The sequence below is a fragment of the Streptomyces sp. NBC_00536 genome (genome assembly GCF_036346295.1).
GTDB lineage: Bacteria > Actinomycetota > Actinomycetes > Streptomycetales > Streptomycetaceae > Streptomyces.
The window spans coordinates 3,097,658-3,112,947 of record NZ_CP107819.1 but is presented as its reverse complement, the minus strand read 5'-3'; the positions used below and the strand labels follow the sequence as shown (position 1 = coordinate 3,112,947).

Sequence of the window (15,290 nt, the reverse complement as noted above, 5' to 3'; positions counted from 1 at the left end):
TTTGGTTGGCGGTGGGGCTTCGTGGGCGGTGAGGTGGCTCAGCCGCGGTCGGCCACGGCCCAGGAGGCGGCGGCCACGACCCCGGCCACGCCGAGGACGGCGGGCCAGGCGCCGACCTTCTTCGCCAGGGGGTGCGATCCGGCGAAGCCGGCGACGTACAGCGCGCCGAGTCCGGCCGCCGCGGGGGTGCCCGCCCGGCGCTGCCATTCGCGCCCGGCCACGAGTCCGGCCGTACCGAGGACGACGCCGCCCAGCGGCCGCTTGCGCGTCCACCGCGCGACGGCGTAGCCGCCGACCAGTCCTGCCGCGGCGACCACCGAGCTGGGTACCCGTGCCATGTCCATTCCCTCCGCCGTACGGACGTCCTACGCTGCTGCTCTCGTACGAGGCTAACGCGGGCGCCGTGCGATCCGGCGGGCGGCCACCGCGCCGAGCAGCATGACGGCCCCGCCCACGACGGTGTGCGGGACGCCGGGCGGCAGCATGGCGACCACGCCCAGCACCAGGAAGAACGCCACGGCGCACGCGCCGAGCCCACGCAGGAATCCGTCCACGAACGTACAACGCCTCAACCCCCCGCCCTGACACGGCGGATCAGCGCACCTCGTGGCGGATCTGCCGGGATCCGCCGGGAACCTCCCGATCGAGGGATGCGCCACACCAGGCAACCGCGGGGGCGTAGATTCGCTCTCCGCAGGAGAGAACCCACCCAACCCACCCCAGGAGCGGACAACCGTGATCTGCTACGGACCGGCCGTCCTCGACCTGACGGACGAACTGGTCGACACCTACGCCGACGTCTTCTCGGGCCCGCCGTGGAACGAAGGCGAAGAAACCATTCGTCAGTTCGCTGCCCGACTGCAGTCCGACACCCGCCGCCGTGGCTTCCGTACCGCCTTCGCCCAGACCGCGAACGGCATCGACGGCTTCGCCACCGCCTGGCTGACCCGCGCCCCCTTCCCCGCGGACCGCGGCTACGCCCAGGTCACCGCCCAGCTCGGACGCGCCCGCGTACGGCGGCTCCTGGTCGACGCCCTCGAAGTGGACGAACTGGCCGTACGCCGCCACGCCCGCGGCCAGGGCACCGGCCGGGCCCTCCTCGCCGAGATCACCGCGGACGCCCCGGAACACCGCGCCTGGCTGCTCACCGCCCGCGCCGCCACCGACACGGTCGCCACCTACCGCCGCCTCGGCTGGCACGAGGTGACCCCCCTCCCCGGCACCGAGAACGCGGTGATCGTCTTCCTCTCCCCCGACCACCCGGAAGCCGCAACGGCCTCGGCGGCGGCCTGAGGCCGTGAGGCCGGGGCCGGGGCCCCGTGCCCCGTGCCCCGTGCCCCGTGCCAGGGGGTCCGGCTTGAGCCCCGGCCCGGGGCCTGAGCCCAGGCCGCGGCGTGAGCCTTGCCGGCAGCCTGGGGCCCTGCCCCCCGGCCGGGGTCCGGGTGACGGACAAGGCCGGACGCTTGGCCACGGGGCCGTCGGGCATACCGGGGGCATGATCACGAACCCCGCCACGGCGACCCCGGCCCAGCAGGCCACCCAAGCGCAGACGGAGCGCACCCCCACGGAGCGCACCCCCACGGAGCGCACCCACACCGCCACCCCGACGGAGTCGCTCGCATCGCTCGCACGCCGTCAGCTGAACCTGGCGACCTACCACCAGCTCAAGGCCGCCCGGGTGCCGCCGGCCACGATCACCGGACGCACCCGCCCCGGCGGGCCCTGGCAGCGGCTGCTGCCCCGCGTCTACCTCCTCCAGACCGGGCCGCCGGACAGCCGCCAACGCGCCCTCTCCGCCGTCCTGTACGCCGCCCGGCCCGCCGGGGACGACCCCCTCGGCGGCGCCACGGCGGCCGTCACGGGCGGAGCCGCCCTCGCCCTGATCGGCGTACGGGACGCCCCGTCGGCCCCTCTCGACGTCCTGGTCCGGGCCCCGCGTACGGTCACCCCCGCCCCCGGGGTCCGGCCCCTCACCACCGCGCGCTGGCCGGCCACGATCACCGTCTCCGGCATCCCGAGCACCCGCCCGCTGCGCGCGGCCGCCGACTTCGCGGCCCGGGCCGAGGACCCCGACCTGGTCCGCGCGGTCCTGGCGAACGTGGTCCAGGCCGGCTGGTGCCACCCGCACGACCTGCACGGCGAACTCCGCGCGTCCCGCACCCTGGGCCGCCCCGCCGTCCGCGGCGCGGCCGCCGAGCTGGTGGCCGGGGTCCGCTCGATCGCCGAGGCCCGGGCCCGCGACACCCTGACGGCCACGGACCTGCCGCCCCCGCTGTGGAACGCCCGCCTGTACACCCCGGACGGCACCTTCCTGGCGAGCCCGGACGCGTACTGGCCGGACGAGGGTGTGGCCCTGGAGATCGACTCGGCGGAGTACCACTACACGCGGGACTCCTGGCACGCCACCCTCCGCCGCCGCCTGCGCCTGGAGGCCCACGGCGTCCTGGTGGTCAGCGCGACCCCGTCGATGATCCGCGACACCCCGGCCGAAGTCACCGAGGCCCTGCGCACCCTCCTCACCCTCACCACCCCCCGCCCCACCCCACCCAAAGCCACGGCCCGCGGCCACCGGCAGCTGCTTCTGCCGTTCGGTTGATCCGAGTGGGTGGGCGCGGGGCCCAGACTGTGCGTGTGAGGAAGCTGAAGACGACCCCGGATGTGAGCAGGCGGATGAGCGGTCAGCCGAGCCGCGACACGGGGGTGGAAAAGGCGCTGCGCAGCGCCTTGTTCGCCGCGGGCTTGCGTTATCGGGTGCACCGCAGACCTTTGAAGGGAGTGCGCCGGGAAGCGGACATCGTATTCGGTCCGGCGCGCGTCGCCGTATTCGTGGACGGCTGTTTTTGGCACGGCTGTCCCGAGCACGTGACCTGGCCGAAGAACAACGCGGAATTCTGGCGTACGAAGATCGAGGGAAACCGTGCCAGGGATCTGGACACCGACGCGCGGTTGGCCGAGGCGGGCTGGCTGTCCGTGCGGGTCTGGGAGCACGAGCGGGCGGACGAGGCCGCGGTCCGGGTCGCCGCGGTGGTGCGCGAGCGACGGGCGCGGTGAGGCCTCGACCGATCAGATGGTCACATGTGCGGTGACAGGAACCCGTGGATGGCCTTGGCCAGGGTCGTGGCGAGGCCGACCGGGACCGCGTTGCCGATCTGGCGGGCGATTTCGATCTTCGTGCCGTACCACTTGAAGTCGTCCGGGAAACCCTGGATGAGCGCGGCCTCGTAGTGGGTGATGGGGCGATCCTTCTCCGGGTGGAGGTAACGTCCCTTCTCGGGCTTGTAGAACTCGGTGCGGATGGTGACGGAGGGCTTGTTCTCCCGCAGGCGCCCCATTACGTCACCGCTGCCGGAATTGTGGTTGTCCCAGCTCTCGGTGGAGAGGTAGACCCGCTGTCCCCGGAGGCGCTTGTATTCCGCGTCCGTGGAGATGAAGACATTTCCGGTCCGGTCCGTGCGGTAGTACTTTCCGCGCAGGTCGTTCCGGTTCCCACCCTTGTCGATTGCCTTGTACCGAGCGCGGGACAGGGGTTCGGGGTGGCGGCCGAAGTGCAGATCCGAGGTGCGGTAGTAGCCGGGTACGCCTGCGACGAGCGGCGCTTCGCCGTCCTCGCGTGGGTCGGGCATGTATTCCTGCACGGGGAGGCGTGTGGACACGTCGAACACCGTGGATACCGGGATCCAGCGGGGCTTGGGCTTGCCCGGATCGTCGGGTTGGTCGTCGAACAGGGATTCCTGGGCGTCGGGCTCGTCCGCGCCGTCGGTCTCGTACCCGTTCTTGTCGTGCGTGGGAGCGGGGTGGGTGAGGGGCGCGGCGAAGTCCTTGTGCGTGCAGATGACGATGACGCGGCGCCTGGCCTGCGGAACCCCGTAGTCGGCGGCGTTCATCACCAGGGTTTTCACGGTGTAGTTGTGGAGCGGATGCCCCTTCGTCCTGGCCGCCGACAGGAGGTCGGCGTATTGCGCCGACTTCAGGAAGCGGTCGACGTTCTCGATGACGAACAGTTTCGGGTTGACCTCGGCCACCACACGGACGTACTCCTGCCAGAGTTCGTTGCGCGGATCGGTCGGGTCTTCCTTGCCCAGTCCGGAAAACCCCTGGCAGGGCGGTCCGCCCATGATCACGTCGACGTCGCCCTTGAAGGGGATCGCGTCGAAATCGGCGATGTCCCCGGGGTGGACATGGGCGCCGCCGAAGTTCGCCGCGTAGGTCGAGGCGGCGGCCCGGTCGAACTCCACGGCGGCGACGGAGACGAACGGGTTGGCGCCGCTACCCGGTACGTATCGGGCGAAACCGGAGGAGAAGCCGCCGGCCCCGGCGAACAGGTCCAAAACACGGATCTGTCCAGGTTGGGACGTCTGGGGCGGCGTTCTGGTCATGAGGGCCAAGTGTAATCACCGGCGAGGGCGACGATCGCCGGTCCTCGGGCCCGGTTCATGATCGGAGGGCGGTCGCGATCGCCGCTCCCAGCACGCGGCCGACGGGCGGGGGACAGGCGTGTCCCACCTGGCGGTAACGAGCCGTTTTCAGGCCCGCCAAGTGCCAGTCGGGCGGAAACCCCTGCAAGGTCGCGGCCTGCTCGACGGTCAGCGGGATCAGGCCGGGTCGGCCGAGCGTCGGGTCCCAGTGGAAGTTCGCGTCCGGCACGTGATCGGCGACCGTGCCACCGTCGACCCCCATGCGAGCCCAAGCGGCTTTCGACCCGCGCGGACCGAGATCGGCGCCTCCCCGTTCCCATGAGCCACCGACGAGGGTCGGCGCGGGTTCGTCGGCTTGTCGGGCCCACCGCAGGGCGTCGGGCCAGTCGCGTGCGCCCATGGACTCCCGGAGCGTCTCACCGACGGTTCGATGTCGGTGGACGGTCGGTGGCGGCACCTCGAAGTGGTCGAGGGCGTCCCCCTTGAAGGCGACCAGAATGCCGTGGCGGCGGTTCTGCGGTACGCCGTGGTCGAGCGCGTTCATCACGAACCACCGGTGGCGGTATCCGAGATGCGCGAGCTCCTTGGCGACGTACGCGCGGATCTCCTCGTAGCCGGGCTTCGTCACGAGGTCCGGCACGTTCTCCACGAGCAGTGCCCGGGGCTGCACCCCGTACATGAGCTGCATGGTCGCGCGCAGCAGTGCGATCTCCGCCCCGCTGTCGTGGCGCGTGACGGTCGCGGTCGCCTTGACCCGGGGCAGGCCCGCCGACAGCAGGTCCACGTCGTAGGCGTGCTGGTGCTCGTACGGATCGAAGTCCATCAGGTCGGTCTCGTGGACCTCCCAGTCGGGACGGTTGGCGCGCAGCGTCTTGCAGGCCTGGTCCCGGTTGTCCAGGACGAGCACAGGGTCGAAGCCGGCCTGTTCCAGCCCCAGTGCCAGGCCGCCGGCCCCCGAGCAGACGTCCAGGGACGTCAGGCGTTCACCGGTTGGTGCGTGCATGTTCCGCCCCCAATGCCGCGAGGGCAGGTCGGCCGTTGTCGATCTCCGTGCTGTCGATGATCGCATTCGGTCGCACGCGAAACCATCGAGAGCCGGACAATGTGCCGGCTCGCTCGCGGTCGTCCGGGGGCGGGACGCGCTCAGGCGAGCGGGGCGCCGTGGCAGGTGGCGTAGGGCTTGGTTGAGGTGCACCAGCAGGGGGTGGTGGGGGAGGGGGGCCAGGGGGTGGCTTTGCCGCGGGCGGCGAGGGTGGTGGCGTATTCGGCCAGGAGGCTCGGGGAGGCCGGGGAGGTTTTCTCGGAGGCGGCGAAGGCCTCGTACGAGGGAACGCTCGCGGTGACGATGCCGAGGTTCGTGGTGCCCGAGGCGGCCAGGGTGCGCAGGGAGGTCTCGATGTCCGTCAGGTGCGTGGCGTGGGAGGGGTACTCCGAGGCCAGGGTCGGGTAGGACGCGAGGAGTTCGGTCAGTTCCTGGAGGGGCCAGTGCAGGAGGGCCACCGGGAAGGGGCGGGAGAGCGCGGCGCGGCGGTCGCCGAGTTCGGCGCGCAGGCGGGCGATCTCGGCGCGGAGTTCGGCCGGGTCGTCGGAGCCCAGGGCCCAGATGCGCTTGGGGTCGTGGAGTTCGTCGAGCGGGATCGGGCCGGTGTGGCGGGTGTCGGCGACCATGTCCCAGTCGTCGTGGGCGAGTCCCAGGAGCCGGCGGACCCGGTGGCGGCCGGTGAGGAGGGCCGTGGTGGAGGTGGTGAGGGGTTCCTCGTCGGTGATGAGGAGCTGGGCGGCCTGGGTGAAGCAGTCGTGGGAGGCGTCGAGTTCGTCGTGGGCTTCGAGGGTCTCCGCGATGACCTCCCAGGGCGCCGGGTCGTCGGGGGCGGCCGCGCGGATGCCGGAGATCAGGGCGCGGGCCTCGGCTTCGTGCCCGTACTCCCACAGGTTCGCGGCCTGGAGGGCCTTGATCAGGTGGGTGTTGGCCGGTGTGCCGGCGAGGAGTTGGTCGTAGAGCGCGCTCGCCCGTTCGCGTACGTCGGCCAGTTCGAGGTGGGCCGCGGCTTGCAGGAGCAGCGGCTCCTGGTCCTCGGGGTAGCGGTTCGCCGTGCGGATGAGGCGCTCGGCTTCGGCGATGTGCTCGGCAGGCGTGTCGGGGCGCATGGTTCACACCGTACTGCCGCTGGTCAGTTGGCGGGGCAGGACTTAGGGTGCGGCCCGTGCGGGATCACATACCTGTAGTGGTGCAGGGGAGCGGTCGGCGGGCGCGGCGCGTGGGGATCGCGCGGGTGCTGTGGACCTGTGCCGAACTGACCGTCACGGTGGGTGTGGTGGTGTTGTTGCTGGTGGTGCACCAGGTGTGGTGGACGAACCGGGAGGCCGTGGCGGCCGCGCGGGATCAGGTGCGTGCGTTGGAGTCGGCCTGGGATGCTGCCAAGCCGTCCGGTCCCGGTCCCGGTCCTGATCCCGGTGTGGGTGAGGGGGAACAGGCTGGTGCCGGTGGGGATCCGGTCGTCGGGGCGGAGTCCGTGGCTCCGGGGACGGGTACGGGTACGGGTACGGCACCGTCCCGCTCCGTCCCGGGAGCCGTCCGCGCGGCTCCGCCTCCGCCCGCGTCCCAGGCGTATGCCGTGCTGCGGATCCCGGCGCTGGGGCTGGTCGTGCCCGTCGCGCAGGGGGTGTCCAAGGCGGCGGTCCTCGACAAGGGGTACGCCGGGCACTACCCCGGGACCGCGCAGCCCGGGGCGCAGGGGAACTTCGCGCTCGCGGGCCACCGCAACACGCACGGGGAACCTTTCCGCTACGTCAACCGGTTGCGGGCCGGGGACGAGATCCAGGTCGAGACGCAGGGCAGGCGGTACACGTACGTCGTGGACAAGGTGCTCGCGGAGACGACCGAACGGGACGCCGGGGTGATCGCGCCGGTGCCGCGGAGCGTGGTGAAGCCCGAATACGGGTACGACGAACCCGGGGCGTACATCACCCTGACGACCTGCACGCCCGAGTACACCTCCAAGTACCGGCTCGTGGTGTGGGGGAAGTTGAAGGGGTGAGTGTGTCTACCGTGGGGCGATGCGTTCGAAACGGGTGAAACGTCCTCAGCTGGTGTGGCTCGCCGCGCCCTTCGTCCTCTTCCTCGGGGTGCTGCCCCTGGTCAACCGGGTGGAGCCGCTCGTCTTCGGTCGGGTGCCGTTCCTGCTCGTGTGGTGCGTGGGGGCGACCCTGCTCACTCCGCTCGCCGTCTGGCTGGCCTGGCGCGGTGATCACCGGTGAGCGCGGCGGCCGTGGCCACCTCCGTCTTCGCCGTGTTCATGGTGGCGACCGTCGCGCTGGGCCTGTTCGCGGTGCGCGGGCGCGGCGGCGGGGGCGGCGGGCTCGCGGAGTGGTCGGTGGGCGGGCGTTCGCTGGGGACCGTCTTCATCTGGGTGCTGATGGCGGGCGAGGGCTATACGAGTTTCAGCTACCTGGGCGCGGCGGGCTGGGGCTACAACTACGGGGCGCCCGTGATGTACGTCGTCGCCTACATGTCCTGCGGGTACGCGGTCGGGTACGTCGTCGGGCCCCTGCTCTGGGACTACGCGCGCCGGCACGCCCTGGTCGGGATCTCGGACATGGTCGCGCACCGGTACGGGCGGCCCTGGCTGGGCGCGGCGGTCGCGGTGCTGGCGACGGTGTTCCTGCTGCCCTACATCCAGCTCCAGATCACCGGGATGGGGGTGGTGGTCTCCACGGTGACCTACGGCGCGGTGCCGCTGGAATGGGCCTACTTCGTGGCGTTCGCCGTCACCACCGGGTTCGTGGTGGTCAGCGGGCTGCGCGGGAGCGCGTGGGTGTCCGTGCTCAAGGACGTGCTGGTGATCGGGACGCTGGGGTTCCTCGCGGTGTACGTGCCGCTGCACTACTTCGGCGGGTACGGGGAGCTGTTCTCCCGGCTGACCGCGGAGCGGCCCGAGTGGCTGACCCTGCCCGGGCACGGGGGCGCGGAGAGCGGGCTCGGGACGGGGTGGTTCGTGTCCACCTCCGTGCTCAACGCGCTGACCGTGGTCATCTTCCCCACGACGGTGGCCGGCTATCTCGGGGCGCGCGACGCCGACGCGCTGCGGCGCAACGCGATCCTGCTGCCCGCCTACAACGTGCTGCTCTTCGTCCCCATGCTGCTGGGGATGGCCGCGCTGTTCGTGGTGCCGGGGCTGGCGGGCGCGGACTCCAACCTGGCGCTCTTCAAGCTGATCGTCGACTCGCTGCCCGCGTGGGCGGTCGGGCTGATCGGGGTCGCGGCGGCGCTGTCGTCGATCGTGCCGATGGCGGTGTTCATGCTGGTGATCGGGACGATGTGGGGGCGCAGCGTGCTGTCGCTGGTGCCGCGGTGGAGTGCGGGGGAGCGGCAGAAGCCCGCCTCGCAGGTGGTCGTGGTGGCGGCCGGGGCGCTGGCGCTGGTGATGACGTACACGGCGCCGAACACGCTGGTGCGGCTCTCGCTCATCTCCTACGAGGGGATGGCGCAGTTGGTGCCGATGCTGCTGCTGGGGCTGGTGTGGCGGCGGCTGACCCTGGCCGCGGCGGTGAGCGGGCTGGTGACCGGGGTCGTGGCCGTCTGCGCGCTCGTTTTCACGGGCCACGATCCGGTGTGGGGGGTGAACGCGGGGATGGTAGCGCTCGCCCTGAACCTGGTGGTCACGCTGGCGGTGGCGTGGGGCGGGCCGCGGGAGACGGACGGGCGGCCGGACGCGGAGGTGCTGGCCGCCGACCCCGCGGTCAGTGGATGAGGTGTCAGTGGACGAGGTGCCAGCGGACGAGGTGTCAGTGGGTGAGGTTAGGCTGGTCGGGTAGCAAGCAGGTCATCGGGGCGAGGTGAAGGGGGTGGGTCGAATGGCGCGGGTCCGTGGGCTGTTGAGCGTCGTCCTGCTCGCCGGGCTCTTCACGCTGCTCCTGGGATCCTCCCTCGGGGAGAGCGGGCTGAGCGCCGCCGTGGCCTTCGCCGCCACGGCCGCCGTCGGCGCCGCGGTGCTGGGCTGTGCGGCGCTGCTCGCGCGGGCCGCCTCGCCCGTACCCCCCACCCGAATACGCACCGCGATCCGCGATCGCGAGCAGCGCACGGCCTTCCTGCCGCAGCGCGATCCCGACGCCTCCGGCCGCTCGCGGCCCAGGGCGCCCGGGCGGTCCGTCCTGACGGCCGCGTAGGGGCGCACCCCGGGGCATCGAGACCTTCCGCCGAGACTTCGCGTTCTTCTCGTTCTTCTCGTGCGGAGAGCCTTGCTCCCGCATTGCCACGCATTCCCGCGTTCTCCACGTCCACGCGCCCCCGCGCGGCTCGTCACGCCGACATGCACCTCACGCATCTCTCGACGTCCGACGAGACCTCCCGGAGGGACCCCGTGTCCGTTCTCACCCCGCTCACCCATGCGCTCACCGAGGGCGTGGCGCAGCCCGTCGCCGCGCTCGCCCACCTGCTGGAGCCGGTGGCGGCCCAGACCGCGACCGCTGCCGCGATCGTGCTGTTCACCGTGCTCGTGCGGCTCGCCCTGCACCCGCTGAGCCGGGCGGCCTTCCGGGGGACGACCCCGTCGGCCGGGTGCCTGCCCGTACTGGTGCAGCTGCCGGTGTTCTTCTTCATGTACCGGGCGTTCACGTCCGTGGACAGCGGGCTGCTGGGCGAGCGGCTCTTCGCGGCGCCGCTGGGGGCCCACTGGACCGACGCGCTGGGGGACGGCGGCCCGTTCGGGGCGCCGGGCCTGGTGTTCCTGGGACTGTTCGCCGCCATCGCGGCCATCGCCGCGTGGAGTGCCGTACGGGGGCGGCGGGCCGCGCGCTCGGCCGGTGGCCCCGAGTTGCCCGCCTCGGTGCCCGCCGAGCAGCGGGAAGCGATGCGCAAGCTGTCCGGCGTGCTGCCCCTGCTCTCCTTCGGCACGCTGGTCACCGCCGCCGTGGTGCCGCTGGCCGCGGGTCTGTACCTGGTGGCGACGACCGGGTGGACGGTGGCGGAGCGGGCTTGGCTCCAGCACCGCAAGGACCGCGCCGGACGGGGCGCGCTCGGAGGCGAGCGTTCCAGTCTGTGAACAGGGTCTTGCGGATTGGGTGGACATCTTGGAGGATCGACCAATCCTCCGATGGCCGCAACCCATCGTCCGGCCCGGGGCATGCCCGCGGGCCGACCACCCACGACCACGGGAGAATGCCCATGAAGCTGCTGCGTGTCGGACCGGTGGGTGCTGAGCGCCCCGCGCTGCTCGACCAGGACGGGACCCTGCGGGACCTGTCCGGCCTGATCACGGATGTGGACGGCGCACTGCTCGCCGACGACTCCGAGCTGTCCCGGGTACGGGACGCGGCGGTATCCGGCGGGCTTCCGGTCCTGGGCGCCGAAGGCCTGCGGATCGGTGCGCCGGTCGGCAGGATCGGCAAGATCGTGGGCATCGGCCTGAACTACCACGGCCACGCGGCGGAGGTCGGCGCCGAGACCCCCGCGGAGCCGATCGTGTTCCTCAAGGCCCCGGACACGGTCGTCGGCCCCGACGACACCGTGCTGATCCCGCGCGGCAGCGTGAAGACCGACTGGGAAGCGGAGCTGGGCGTCGTCATCGGCAGCACGGCCCGCTACCTGGGCTCGGCGGAGGAGGGCCTCGCGCACGTCGGCGGCTACCTGCTCGTGAACGACGTGTCGGAGCGCGAGTTCCAGATCGAGCGCGGCGGCACCTGGGACAAGGGCAAGAACTGCGAGACCTTCACCCCGCTCGGCCCCTGGCTGGTCACGGCCGACGAGATCCCGGACCCGCAGGTCCTCGACGTGAAGCTGTGGGTCAACGGCGAACTCAAGCAGGACGGCGAGACCTCCGACCAGATCTTCCCGGTCGGCGAGGTCGTGCGGTACCTCAGCCAGTTCATGACCCTGTACCCGGGCGACGTCATCGTCACCGGCACCCCGGCCGGTGTGGCCATGGGGCAGCCGGAGCCGAAGCCGTTCCTGCGGGCCGGTGACGTCGTGGAGCTGGAGATCGAGAAGCTCGGCCGCCAGCGCCAGGAGTTCAAGAGCGCCTAGGCGCGGCGTGCGTACGGAGAGGGGGGTGGGGCCGCCGTGGTCGGCGGGCCCACCCCCCTCTCGCTGCTCGTGCCCGGAGCGTCAGCCGCGGGCCGAGGCGCCGCGGCGGCGCGCCGTCAGCACCAGGCCCGCGCCCGCCGCCAGGGCGAGGGCGCCGCCGCCGACGATCCACGGGGTCTCAGAGCCGCTGCCGGTGGAGGCGAGCGGGCCCTTGCCGCCGGCCGGGGCCGCGGTGTTGCCGCCGGAGCCGTTGTTCACCGGGGTGACGGTGCCCTTGCCGGCCTCGTCCTTCGGCTTGTCCTTGCCGCTGCCGTCGCCCTTGTCCGTGGCCGGGTCCTTCGGCTTGTCCTTGCCGTCGGCCGGCTTGCCGGTCTCGGCCTGCTTGTCCTTCTCGCGGGCCGTGAACTGCCCGGTCTTCAGGAACTCGGCGCGGTCCTGCGGGCTGCCCTTGAGGGCGGCCTGCGCGGCCTTCTTCAGCTCGGGACCGGGGTTCTTGTTCAGCATCTGCGAGATCAGGACCGCGTTGTCGTCGTCGCGCAGCGTGTGCTGCGTGGTCTTCACGAACTCGCGGATCTGCGCCGGGGTGCCGTTCGAGAGGATCTTCTGGATGCCCTCGGTCAGGCCCGGACCGGCGCCCTTGAGCATCGTGAGCAGCTCGACGCGGTCGTCTTCGAGGCGCGCGGTGTGCTGGCCGGTCTCCAGGAACGCGGTCAGCGCCGCCTGGGTGCCGGCGTCGATGGCCTTGCCGCCCTCGCGCTTGACGGCCTTGCCGCCCGCGTTGATGAGCTGGGAAACGCGCACCCGGTCGTCGTCGAGCTGCTGCTTCGCCAGTTCGACCGTCAGGAAGTGCCGCATGTCCGCGGCCGTCCCCTTGAGGGCCTTCTCGGCGGCCTCGCGCACGCCGCGGCCGCTCTTCGGGTCGGCAAGGATCTTCTCGATCGCGGCGCGGTCGGCCGCGGCCTGGTCCGTACCGTCGGCGGGCTTGGTGTCGGCGGGCTTCGTGTCGGCCGGCGTCGACACGGTGGACGCGGTCCCCGCCGCCGTCCCGCCGTCGGCGGCGAAGGCCGGTGCGGAGAACAGGACGGCCGGGGCGATGGCGGCCGCGGTGACGGCCGATGCGATCCGGGACAACTTCACTGTGGGTACCCACTCTTCGCAAGTGTGATGATCATAGGTTTCTCACAGCTTATGGCGAATGGATCACCGGCCCGATCGATTTTCAGACGGATCCGTCGGCGGACGGTGAGATGTTGACCGCACACCCCTCCCGCGACGAGCGCCGGGCCGCCTCCAGGACCGCCAGGCAGTCCGCCGCCTCGTGCGCGGTCACCGGAGCCGGGCCGCCGCCGCGCAGGGCGGCCGCCACCGCCGCGTAGTAGGCCGGGTAGTCGCCCGGCTCCGTCGGAACGGGCCGCCCGCCACCCGTCAGCGGGGACTCGCCGGAGCCGATCCGGCCCCGGCAGTGCTCGGGCTCCTCACCCCACGGCAGGTCCACGCCGGGCCGCTTGCCCTCGCGCAGGGCGGCCTCCTGCGGGTCCAGGCCGTACTTCACATAGCCCGCGGAGGAGCCGAGCACGCGCATGCGCGGGCCCAGCTGGGCCGTGGTCGCGCTGACGTAGAGGTGGGAACGTACGCCGCCCGCGTGGGTGATCGCGATGAAGGTGTCGTCGTCCGCCCGGGCGCCGGGCCTGCGTACGTCCGTCTCCGCGTAGACCCGGACGGCCGGGCCGAACAGCACCAGGGCCTGGTCCACCACGTGGCTGCCCAGGTCGTAGAGCAGCCCGCCGATCTCCTCCGGGGCGCCGGATTCGCGCCAGCCGCCCTTGAGCTGCGGGCGCCAGCGCTCGAAGCGGGACTCGTAGCGCTGGATCTCGCCCAGCTCGCCGTCCTCGATCAGGCGGCGCACGGTGAGGAAGTCGTTGTCCCAGCGGCGGTTCTGGAAGACGGACAGGAAGGTTCCGGTCCGGTCGGCCAGCGCGGCGAGTTCACGGGCCTCCGCGGCGGTGGCGGCGAGGGGCTTGTCGACGACCACGGCGAGGCCCCTGGTCAGGGCGGTGGTGGCGAGCGGGACGTGGGTCTTGTTGGGGGAGGCGATGACCACCAGGTCCAGTTCCGCGGACCGCTCCCACAGCTCGTCCGGGGTCGGTACGACGTGTGCGTCCGGGAACTCGGCGTGCACCTGGGCCTGGCGGGCGGGGTCGGAGGTGACGACCGTGTCGAGGACGAGCCCGTCGGTCGCGGCCACGAGCGGGGCGTGGAAGACGGAACCGGCGAGTCCGTAGCCGATCAGTCCGACGCGGAGGGGGCGGGTGGGGCTGGTGGGGGTGCTGGGAGAGGCGGGGGTGCTGGGGGAGGTGGTAGCCATGAGTCTACTTTGGCAACACTGTTGCCGAAGTGCAAGGAGGGTGGACAATGGGCGGGTGATCAGGGGTAGCGGTGGCGGTGGCGGCGAGGGTGTCGGCGGCGGGGACGACGCGGGTGGTGCGGGCGGCGGAGCGAATCTGGCCGGACTGCGCGGGCACAACGCCGCGCTCGTACTGAGCCTGCTGCGCGCGGCGGGCCTGCGCGGCGAGGCCGGGCCGGGCCGTGGCGAACTGGCGGCGCGTACGGGACTGACTCCCCAGGCCGTCAGCAAGATCACGGCCCGGCTGGCGGCGGAGGGCCTGGTCGCGGAGGCGGGCCGCGGTGCGTCCACCGGGGGCAAGCCGCGCACCCTGCTGCGGCTGGTCCCCGAGGCCCGGTACGCCGTCGGTGCGCACCTGGACCGGGATGAGCTGCGCGTGGTGCGGGTGGATCTGCTGGGGCGGGTGGTGGCCGAGTGGCGCCGGCCGCTGGACTTCGGTGCCGAGCCCGATGTGGTCGTGGGGGTCGTGGCCGAGGCGGTGGTTCGGGCCTGTGGGGGTGGCCCGGGCGGGGGTGGTCTGGGTGGAGTGGGTGGCCTGGCTGGCCTGGCTGGCGTGGGTGCTGTGGGTGCTGTGGGTGGTGCGGGGGGATCCGGTGGGGTGGTCGGGGTGCCGCTGGGTGTGGGGGTTGCCGCGCCCGGGCCGCTGGACCACCGGACCGGGGTGCTGGGCCGGGTGACCGGGTTCCCCGGGTGGGAGGGCTACCCGCTGCGGGCGGCGCTGGCCGGGCGGCTCGGGCTGCCGGTGGTGGTGGACAAGGACACCAACGCGGGCGCGGCCGGAGCCGGTCCGGGGCCCGGCGGCTCCGTGTACCTGCACGTGGGCACCGGGCTGGGCGCGGGGCTGCGCCTCGGGGGCGAGGTGTACCGGGGGAGCAGGTCGGGTGCGGGGGAGTTCGGGCACCAGGTGCTGCTGCTGGACGGGCCTCCGTGCCGGTGCGGGGCGCGCGGGTGTGCGGAGGTGCTGTGCCTGGAGGCGGTGGCGCGGGGTGACCTCGCGCGGGCCGCGCGGGTGCTGGGGGAGGCCGCGGCGAACCTGGTCGCGCTGCTGGACGTGGAACGGGTGCTGCTGGGTGGGCGCGTGGTGGCGGGCGCGCCGGAGGTGTTCGTCGAGGGGGTCCGTACGGTGCTGGCGGCGCGGGCGCTCGGTGGCGAACCGGCGCGGGTGGAGCGGGCTCCCGGTGGGGTGGCCGAGGGGGCGGCGGAGCTGGTCCTGGCTCCCCTCTTCGGCTCCGGCCGAGTCTGAACCGGGGGACGGTTCTGGCCCTGGCCCGGTGGTGTGCCCGGTCTTGGCGTGCGTCGGCCCTCAATCGCCGGGCGGGCTGGATGTGGCTGGGCTGTGTGGGCGGGCTGCGGGTCGCGGGGCCTCCGGCGGGCCCTCAAACGCCGGGCGGGCTGGATTGGGCCGGTTTTGCAGGGGCGGGCTGGGTTTGCCGGGGCGGGCTGGGTTTGG

General features: G+C 72.7%; 17 protein-coding genes. 10 read left to right on the top strand and 7 right to left on the bottom strand.

The annotated features are described in order from the left end of the window. Positions 1-38: 38 nt before the first annotated feature. Together OHS33_RS13480 and OHS33_RS13475 are read right to left on the bottom strand one after the other, a co-directional pair. Entirely contained in the window at positions 39-338 is a 300-nt protein-coding gene (locus tag OHS33_RS13480; RefSeq protein ID WP_330330645.1) for a hypothetical protein, read from the bottom strand. A gap of 51 nt (positions 339-389) precedes the next feature. Next, positions 390-554: a hypothetical protein gene (locus tag OHS33_RS13475; protein ID WP_330330644.1), complete on the bottom strand. Its 165-nt coding sequence runs from the start codon at positions 552-554 to the stop codon at positions 390-392. A 181-nt stretch (positions 555-735) separates the two neighbouring features. Between OHS33_RS13475 and OHS33_RS13470 the strand changes: the two genes are divergently transcribed. The 3 genes from OHS33_RS13470 (at position 736) to OHS33_RS13460 (ending at position 3,051) form a co-directional block, all read left to right on the top strand. Then, positions 736-1,293 carry a GNAT family N-acetyltransferase gene (locus tag OHS33_RS13470; RefSeq protein WP_330330643.1) on the top strand — a complete coding sequence of 186 codons (558 nt, stop codon included), beginning with the start codon at positions 736-738 and terminating at the stop codon, positions 1,291-1,293. Positions 1,294-1,495: 202 nt separating this feature from the next. After that, complete coding sequence (locus OHS33_RS13465; RefSeq protein WP_330330642.1) at positions 1,496-2,596, top strand: hypothetical protein; 1,101 nt, start codon at positions 1,496-1,498, stop codon at positions 2,594-2,596. Between the two features lie 35 nt (positions 2,597-2,631). After that, the gene (locus OHS33_RS13460) at positions 2,632-3,051 is read left to right on the top strand and encodes a very short patch repair endonuclease (RefSeq protein ID WP_330330641.1); all 420 of its coding nucleotides are present in this window, start codon (positions 2,632-2,634) and stop codon (positions 3,049-3,051) included. A 20-nt stretch (positions 3,052-3,071) separates the two neighbouring features. On the opposite strand, the gene OHS33_RS13455 is transcribed toward OHS33_RS13460, so the two are convergent. From OHS33_RS13455 to OHS33_RS13445, 3 genes are all read right to left on the bottom strand, one after another. Further along, positions 3,072-4,376, bottom strand: coding sequence for a DNA cytosine methyltransferase (locus OHS33_RS13455; protein ID WP_330330640.1), 1,305 nt, complete (start codon positions 4,374-4,376; stop codon positions 3,072-3,074). A 55-nt stretch (positions 4,377-4,431) separates the two neighbouring features. After that, positions 4,432-5,418, bottom strand: coding sequence for a DNA cytosine methyltransferase (locus tag OHS33_RS13450; RefSeq protein WP_330330639.1), 987 nt, complete (start codon positions 5,416-5,418; stop codon positions 4,432-4,434). 140 nt (positions 5,419-5,558) lie between these two features. Continuing rightward, the gene (locus OHS33_RS13445; protein WP_330330638.1) at positions 5,559-6,563 is read right to left on the bottom strand and encodes a tetratricopeptide repeat protein; all 1,005 of its coding nucleotides are present in this window, start codon (positions 6,561-6,563) and stop codon (positions 5,559-5,561) included. Positions 6,564-6,673: 110 nt separating this feature from the next. On the opposite strand from OHS33_RS13445, the gene OHS33_RS13440 reads away from it, so the two are divergent. The 6 genes from OHS33_RS13440 to OHS33_RS13415 all read left to right on the top strand — a co-directional run bounded on the left by OHS33_RS13440 (position 6,674) and on the right by OHS33_RS13415 (position 11,436). Next, positions 6,674-7,453, top strand: a complete 780-nt coding sequence (locus OHS33_RS13440; protein ID WP_330330637.1) for a class E sortase — start codon at positions 6,674-6,676, stop codon at positions 7,451-7,453. Between the two features lie 19 nt (positions 7,454-7,472). Then, positions 7,473-7,673, top strand: coding sequence for a DUF3311 domain-containing protein (locus tag OHS33_RS13435; protein ID WP_330330636.1), 201 nt, complete (start codon positions 7,473-7,475; stop codon positions 7,671-7,673). 38 nt (positions 7,674-7,711) lie between these two features. Further along, on the top strand, positions 7,712-9,166 hold the full coding sequence (locus OHS33_RS13430; RefSeq protein ID WP_330335035.1) for a sodium:solute symporter family protein: 1,455 nt from the start codon (positions 7,712-7,714) through the stop codon (positions 9,164-9,166). A gap of 103 nt (positions 9,167-9,269) precedes the next feature. Further along, positions 9,270-9,581, top strand: coding sequence for a DUF6412 domain-containing protein (locus OHS33_RS13425; protein ID WP_330330635.1), 312 nt, complete (start codon positions 9,270-9,272; stop codon positions 9,579-9,581). Positions 9,582-9,775: 194 nt separating this feature from the next. Beyond that, positions 9,776-10,456: a YidC/Oxa1 family membrane protein insertase gene (locus OHS33_RS13420; RefSeq protein ID WP_330330634.1), complete on the top strand. Its 681-nt coding sequence runs from the start codon at positions 9,776-9,778 to the stop codon at positions 10,454-10,456. Positions 10,457-10,578: 122 nt separating this feature from the next. Next, positions 10,579-11,436: a fumarylacetoacetate hydrolase family protein gene (locus OHS33_RS13415; protein ID WP_330330633.1), complete on the top strand. Its 858-nt coding sequence runs from the start codon at positions 10,579-10,581 to the stop codon at positions 11,434-11,436. Positions 11,437-11,517: 81 nt separating this feature from the next. On the opposite strand, the gene OHS33_RS13410 is transcribed toward OHS33_RS13415, so the two are convergent. After that, entirely contained in the window at positions 11,518-12,567 is a 1,050-nt protein-coding gene (locus OHS33_RS13410; RefSeq protein WP_330330632.1) for an ALF repeat-containing protein, read from the bottom strand. A gap of 88 nt (positions 12,568-12,655) precedes the next feature. Beyond that, entirely contained in the window at positions 12,656-13,801 is a 1,146-nt protein-coding gene (locus OHS33_RS13405) for a Gfo/Idh/MocA family oxidoreductase (protein WP_330330631.1), read from the bottom strand. 58 nt (positions 13,802-13,859) lie between these two features. On the opposite strand from OHS33_RS13405, the gene OHS33_RS13400 reads away from it, so the two are divergent. After that, complete coding sequence (locus tag OHS33_RS13400) at positions 13,860-15,083, top strand: ROK family transcriptional regulator (RefSeq protein ID WP_443065440.1); 1,224 nt, start codon at positions 13,860-13,862, stop codon at positions 15,081-15,083. Positions 15,084-15,290: the final 207 nt, after the last annotated feature.